Source organism: uncultured Phascolarctobacterium sp., assembly GCF_958349595.1.
Lineage (GTDB): Bacteria > Bacillota > Negativicutes > Acidaminococcales > Acidaminococcaceae > Phascolarctobacterium.
In genome coordinates this window covers 19,862-27,139 of record NZ_CATWDQ010000024.1, presented here as the reverse complement: position 1 = coordinate 27,139, position 7,278 = coordinate 19,862, and the positions used below count along the sequence as shown (strand labels likewise).

Sequence of the window (7,278 nt, the reverse complement as noted above, 5' to 3'; positions counted from 1 at the left end):
ACATCACCCTGCGTGCTAATAATAAAGTGACGGTTGGGTATGAAGTAAAGAAAACAGCAAAGATAGATGTTGGTGACGGCAAGGGTAAAGTATATGAGGTCAGCGATTATGCAAGCGGTGAAGCTGTTGATAAAAAAGGCAGTGAGGCACTGTCAGGTTCCAATATACAGGATCTGAGCGGCAACAGTAAAAATATAACCGATGCCATGCTGGTACATGATGTTTATGAGCTGCAGGCGATTGCCAAAAATACTGTTACCGGCAGTGACGGTTATCAATATGTGCAGGGCGATTATATGCTGGCTGGCGATATTGACGCCAGTGCTACGGTAAACTGGAATAGCGGCAAAGGGTTTGCCAGTATTGGTAATATAACTGACTGGCCTAATGGCCCTAAAGGCGGCTTTACAGGCAGCCTTGATGGTATGGATAGTAAGATCATGGGTTTGAATATAAAAAGAACAGATACATCTTCCTACAATGGTACTTATATTGGTTTATTCACTATTTTGCGCCAAGGGGCCTCTGTTAAGAATATACGATTGACTGACTGCAAAACAACAGATATAAATGATGTTACAACTACAGTTAAAAGTAATATCGAAGGAGCGCAGCAGGTAGGCGGCATTGCCGGCGTAAATTATGGTAATATCAGCAATGTTATCAATGAGGCCGGTATTACTGCTGGTTCGCATGGAGAAATTGGCGGTATCGTCGGCGTTAATTACGGCAAATTAGAGCATGTGGTGAATAAAGGTACGCTTACTTCTACGGGCAGTAGCCTTGGCGGCATTGCCGGCAGTAATATTGGCGGTACTATTACCGATGCCAGGAATGAAGCTGCTATTACGGCTCAAAACAGTTCGGTTGGCGGCATTGTTGGCAGCAACAGCGCTATGGGGACGATCAGTAATTCTGTCAATGCCGGTAAAATCACAGGCAGTAATGTCAGTAATGTTGGCGGTATTGCTGGCAATAATGGGTTTGGCATTAACAGGGGCGGTATTATAGATAACTGTACTAATGAGGGTGTTGTTGATATTACTGATGGCAGTAATATAGGCGGTATCGCTGGAATCAATTTCACTGACTCAAAAATATTGGATTCGCACAATATTAAGGCAATAAGCGGACAAAAATATGTGGGTGGTATTGCCGGGAAAAACCAGTCGCTAATCGGCGGAGAAAATGGCAGCAGTAATAGCGGTAAAATAACAGGAACGGAACAGTATGTAGGCGGTATTGCCGGCGCTAATTCTGAGAATCCGGCGATTATTGAAAATTGTACTAACAGCGGTGTAGTAACAGGAAAAGAAACAGGCAATTATGTGGGCGGCATTGCCGGCTATAATGGTTATGATGGTACTTTTGGGGTAGCAAAGATAATCAACAGCCATAATACTGAGAAGGGTTCTGTAACAGGTAAGTCTTTTGTCGGCGGCATTGTTGGTTATAATGTTTATACGCAGGCTAATGGCGGAGCTGTTATAGAAAAAAGTACCAATAGCGGCGCTGTTACGGCCACAGGATATACAACAACCAGTGGCAAAAACTATTCATATGCAGGTGGTATTGCTGGCTATAATTACAAGGGCGAGATTACTGACGTCCGCAATCTTGGGACGGTAACAGGCTCGTACTATGGTGTGGGTGGTATCGTTGGTTATAACTATGGCAATATAAATAAAGCTTACAATGAAAATTCAATACAAGGTGGATATTATGTAGGCGGCATTACCGGTTATAATTATGGTACTCTGACTGATGTTCACAACGAAAAGGATGGTACGGTAACAGGTAATGGTTATGTAGGTGGTATTTCTGGTTATAATTCTGGCACCATTGGTGACGCTGATAAAAAGACTAGTGTAACAAATAGCGGTGCTATTGAGGCAAAAGGATTTACGTCTAGCGGTAAATCGAATGCGTATGTAGGCGGTATTACCGGCTATAATGCTGGCGATATTATTCAAACTGCCAATAAGGGAACAGTAACTGGTGCGGGAAATTATTCAGGCGGTGTTGTGGGCTACAATAATAAAAATATCAGTGATTCTTATAATACTGGCGACGTAGACGTAACAGGAAACAATCAACAAGTTGGCGGCATCAGTGGCAGCAATAGTAAGAGTGGTAATATTAAGAATGTTTATAATAGCGGCAAGATAAGTGGTGTGTTTTATGCCGGGGGTATTGTAGGAAATCACTCCGGCGGCGGTAGTATTACCAATGCCTATAATATTGGGAAAATTGTTGGTACGATCGGCTATATAGGAGATATAGTTGGCTATGGCAGCGGTACTGTTAATAATGCTTATTATGCTTCGTTTGACGGCGATGCGATAGCAGGTTACTTAAAATATCAAGGCGATGGCACTTTATTGAGTCTGGAAGAATTCGGGCAAGCCTTTGAAAATGGTTTGAGGGATGAAGATAAAGATTCCTGGAAATTCTATAACGGTAATACTGCACCGCTTTTAAAAGGCTTTTTGAAAAAAATCGAGGTAAATGGCAATGATATTTCAGGTGTTGATACTGTTTACAACGGTTCTGAACAAATTGCCGGTTTGGGTGGTTTGGCAGACGGTATTTTGGTGGGGGCTAAAAAGGAGATCGGTACATATACACTGCAAGATTTGCTTTATTCCGGTCAGGATGGCTATGATATTACGATTTTAAATGACGGTATAAAATTTACGATCAGGGAAGTGCCGCCGGACGAGCCGCAGCAGCCGTCACAGCCTGCAGTTCCCCAGGAAGGTATTTATCAGAATGCGCTGGTCAATATCGCTGTTACTGAGCGTGAGAACAGGCCGGAACAGCAGAATATCAGACAGCGCATCATCGACAGTCCGATCAAATTGGGCGAAGAACAGGCCAAAGTAAGGATCGAAGGCGATGGCATCAAATTTGGAAAAGAGCAGATCAGGGTAAAGGTCGATGACGACGGTATCAAAATAGAGGAAGAAGCTTGAACAAGGGCGCAGACTTCGGTCTGCGCTCTTTGTCTGTTGAGGGGCAGGCTTGCAGTTAAAAAGGGCAATAAAAAACCACCCGCTGTTGAGCGGGTGGGGAAAAGCCTTCTTTGCTTATGCTTGATTATTCGTTTTCGTTTAACAGCTGCGCTTTCAGGCGGCGGTATTCGCGCGGGAAGTAAGGCGTGAGCTGTGATTCGCGATGATCGTAGCCGTAGGCGCGCCGGGTGATGCTGAGGATGGGCGGGGCCTGGATACGTTTGGCAACGGCCAGAGTATTCATCAGCTTCCACCAGTGTTCCAGGTCGGCGATGAAGCTGCGTGCGTCGGGAAAGGCTTCGCTGATGATTTCTGCGTCGCAGCCCAGCTGTTCGGCCAGCGTACCTTCGCTGTACCAGCGCAGGATCTCAGCCGGTGAGGCTTTGCGCCATTGTTCGAGGAAGCTGCGGAACAGTTTATCGTGATAGGGATAGATCAGCGGGTCGCCGCCGGTACCGACTGTCTGATCGGAGGAAAGCTCGGCGCTGGGCCTGATGGTGAAGATGGCTTCAGGCAGTACCTGACGCTGAAAGACTTTTTCGTTCAGATAGCGTCCCAGCTCGTAGACGTGGTGCTTCCACAGGTCGCCGATAGGAGCGAGCGCACCGCAGATGTCGCCGTAAAAAGTGGCGTAGCCGACTGTGAGTTCGGTTTTGTTGGAATTGCAGGAGAAGGCGCCGCCAAAGGCTGCTGCCAGGCCTGCTACGACGCGGGAGCCGCGGTCGCGGGACTGGATGTTTTCGTAGATCAGCGGTGAGATTTCCAGATGGAAATCGGTGTGCTGGTTATAGCTGTGGATCTTGGTCTGCGTAAGCTGCTCTTTAGTATTCTGGCAGCTTGCCGTGATGGGGATGACAGCGTAATTGGCGCCCAGTGCCTGAGCGGTCTGTTCAGCGATGTTCTGCGTCATGGGTGAGTTGTAGCGGCTGGGCATATTGACCAGCAGCACGTTATCGGGGCCGAGAATGTCGACAAAGAGGGCAGCCGTAACGGCGCTGTCGATGCCGCCGGAAAGCCCGACAGTCATTTTGCCGATGCCGGCCTGTTCAAGAAACCGCTGACAGCCATAGCGGAGGCTGTGATAAACTTCGCCGATCTCGCTGCGGGGGTCGGCGGTGATGTCGCTGGTGTCGATAGCTTTGGCTTTGCTGTCCCAGGCGGCGCACAGGGTCGCTTCTTCGTACATGGGCGCGTCGGTGAGCAGCCAGCCGTCGGGGCCGTAGACGCAGCTGCAGCCGTCGAAGGTAAAGATGTTTTTGCCGTTGTTCTGGATGCCGACATTATTGCAGTAGATGAGCGGGATGCCGGCTTTGCGGGCGGCGCTGCCGAAAAGGCGGTGCCGTTTGCTGTTTTTGTTGATGCTGAAGGGCGAGCAGGAGATGTTGCATAAAAGTTCGGAGCCATGCTGCGCCAGCAGCTGGGGCACGTCTAAAAAGTAGTTTTCGGTCCAGCCGTCTTCGCACAGCATCAGGCCCAGTTTGACGGTTTCGCCGTGGGCGGTGATGGTGAGCGGCTGGTGCAGCTGGCTGACGTTTTTGTCAAGCTCCAGGGCCAGCTGCCGCAGACCGTAAAAATGACGGTTGTCGTCAAATTCACGGTAGTTGGGCAGGGCGTTTTTGACGATAAAGTCGTAGGGCAGGGCGCCGTTGGTCAGCAGCTTGCCGTGCTGGGCGGCAAAAGCGGCGTTGTATTTGCGGGTGCGTCCGTCTTCGTTGCGTTTGCTGTTGTCGACGGCGATATTGCCGAAGATGACGCACAGATCACCGCAGTTTTCCGTAGCGGCGATGATCTCGTCGCCGTAGGCGGCGCAGTCTTCGACGAAGGCTGTCTGCTCCCACAGGTCGCCTAAAAAGTAACCCGGTACTGCCAGCTCGGGCAGCAGCAGGATGTCGATGCCGCTTTGGCAGGCCATAGCTATATGGTGCAGGATCTTTTTGCTGTTGAGGTCCGGTCGCCCGGCAATGATTTCTATTTGTCCGCAGGCTATTTTAAGTGCCACATTACACCTCGTTTAAAGTTTGATAAATAAAATTTGCCGAATGCTTTTTGTATTTGCGTTAAAAAACCTATGATGTTATTATAGCAGAAGGAAGACGGTTATGCTACTTCCGAAGGAGGCAGAATGTTATGAAACAGAAAAAAACCAATGCGGCGCGCAGGCTGGACGATTTGAAGATCGCGTACCGTCTGGTGGAATATACTGTGGACGAGGAGCATCTGGACGCCGTGCACGTGGCGGCTGAGGTGGGAATGCCGGCGGCACAGGTTTTTAAAACGCTGGTAGTGCGCGGCGATAAAACAGGCGTTATCTTTGCCTGTATCCCGGGCGATGGCGAGCTGGACCTGAAGGCTTTGGCAAAAGTAAGCGGCAATAAAAGGGCCGAGCTGGTGCCTTTAAAAGAGGTGCTGCCTTTGACGGGCTATATCCGCGGCGGCTGTTCGCCCCTGGGGGCTAAAAAGAATTACCCGGTATATCTGGACGCCAGCAGCAGCGGTTGGGACGAGATCGCTGTCAGCGCCGGGGTGCGCGGGATGCAGATCGTGCTGGCGCCGGCCGGTCTGCAGCTGGCGACACGGGCTGTGGTGGCGCCGCTGACTTTCTGAATACATAGAAAATACTTGTTTGAAGAATATAAATGTGGTATGATTTCTCCGTAGCGAGTTAATGAAAGTGAGGTTCCTGCAATGCTATTTGTAAGTACCCGCGGCAAAACTGACCTGGTATGTTCAGCACATGCTATTACCCGTGGTCTGGCTGATGATGGCGGTTTGTTCGTACCGCAGAAATTCCCGGAGCTTTCGCTGGGCGAGATCGTGTCCATGCGCAGTATGACTTATAAAGAACGGGCTGTGGCGATCTTATCGCTGTTTTTGACCGATTATACTAAAGAAGAGTTATTTGAATGTGCCGATGCTGCTTATGCGCAGGCTAAATTCGGCGCCGAGCCCGTGCCTTTGCGTAAGGTGAATGAAAATACGGATGTGCTGGAGCTGTGGCATGGCCCGACTTCGGCTTTTAAGGATATGGCGCTGCAGATTCTGCCGCATCTGTTGACGAAAGCGATAGGCAAGACCGGCGAGAGCAATAAAGTGGTTATTCTGGTAGCTACTTCGGGCGATACCGGTAAAGCGGCTTTGGAAGGCTTTGCCAATGTGAAGGATACCGAGATCATCGTCTTTTATCCTGAGGACGGCGTGAGCGCGATCCAGAAACGTCAGATGCTGACGCAGGCTGGTGATAATGTGCGCGTGATCGGGATCAGGGGTAATTTTGACGATGCCCAGCGCGGCGTCAAAGAGCTGTTTGGCGATGCGGCCCTGGAAGAGGAGCTGCAGAGCAAGGGTTATGTGTTCAGCTCGGCCAATTCGATCAACTGGGGCCGTCTGGTGCCGCAGATCGTTTATTATTTCAGCGCTTACAGCGACGCTGTGACTAAGGGGCGTATCAAAGCGGGCGAGAAGATCAATTTTGCCGTGCCTACGGGCAATTTCGGCGATATTCTGGCCGGTTATTATGCCAAGCTGATGGGGCTGCCGGTAGCGAAGTTTATCTGCGCTTCCAATAGCAACAATGTTTTGAGTGATTTTATCAATACCGGTATTTACGACCGGCGCCGCGAGTTTTATAAAACGGTGTCGCCGTCGATGGATATTCTGGTTTCGAGCAATTTGGAACGTTTGCTGTACAGCATTACTGAAGATGACGCCGCTAAGGTGTCGGAATGGATGCAGCAGCTGGCGGACAGCGGCACCTATAATGTGGGCGAAAAGGTCAACAACAGGATTCTGGAAGAATTTTTCGGAGCCTGGGTGGATGAGCTGGAGACGAAGGAAACTATCGGCCGCGTTTTCAATGATAACGGGTATTTGCTGGACCCGCATACGGCTGTGGCCTGGCGGGCCTGCGAAAAGTACCGTCTGGTATCCAGCGACGATACTTACTGCATCGTGCTGTCTACAGCCAGTCCGTATAAGTTCAGCGATGTGGTGCTGGAAGCCACCGGCAGTGAGGAAGACGCCAAACTGGAGCCGTTCGAGGGCTTGCGCAGGCTGCATAAGCTGAGCGGTCTGCCTGTGCCGGAGCCGATGCTGGCGATGGAGAAGCTGCCGATCCTGCATCAGGATGTGATCGAGGCTGCCGATATGAAAAAGGCAGTTGGAGAGGCACTGAAACTGTAAGAGTGCGGTTGTTGTAACAGAATTTAGGCGCTTACTGCTTCGGCGGTAGGCGCTTTTTTTGGCTCAGTTTGGTGTAAAAATGTAT

General features: G+C 49.9%; 4 protein-coding genes. 3 read left to right on the top strand and 1 reads right to left on the bottom strand.

Annotated elements, in window-relative coordinates; translation table 11 throughout:
• Nucleotides 1–2,975, top strand: a 2,975-nt coding sequence (locus Q4G98_RS11790; protein WP_301962002.1) for a GLUG motif-containing protein, incomplete at its 5' end; no start/stop codon positions are given.
• A 124-nt stretch (nt 2,976–3,099) separates the two neighbouring features.
• Here Q4G98_RS11790 and nadE read toward each other — a convergent pair.
• Nucleotides 3,100–5,013 (bottom strand): NAD(+) synthase, encoded by a 1,914-nt coding sequence (gene nadE, locus Q4G98_RS11785; RefSeq protein ID WP_301962001.1) that lies wholly within the window; start codon nt 5,011–5,013, stop codon nt 3,100–3,102.
• A gap of 128 nt (nt 5,014–5,141) precedes the next feature.
• Here nadE and ybaK point away from each other — a divergent pair, with 128 nt between their 5' ends.
• A complete protein-coding gene (gene ybaK, locus Q4G98_RS11780) occupies nt 5,142–5,618 on the top strand; it encodes a Cys-tRNA(Pro) deacylase (protein ID WP_301962000.1) in 477 nt (158 codons plus the stop codon).
• Between the two features lie 81 nt (nt 5,619–5,699).
• Nucleotides 5,700–7,193, top strand: a complete 1,494-nt coding sequence (gene thrC / locus Q4G98_RS11775; protein ID WP_177559621.1) for a threonine synthase — start codon at nt 5,700–5,702, stop codon at nt 7,191–7,193.
• Nucleotides 7,194–7,278 lie beyond the last annotated feature (85 nt).

Bases quoted from the DNA above. Each gene is read 5' to 3' on its own strand.
- ybaK (WP_301962000.1), top strand. From the start codon at position 5,142: ATGAAACAGAAAAAAACCAATGCGGCGCGCAGGCTGGACGATTTGAAG.
- thrC (WP_177559621.1), top strand. From the start codon at position 5,700: ATGCTATTTGTAAGTACCCGCGGCAAAACTGACCTGGTATGTTCAGCA.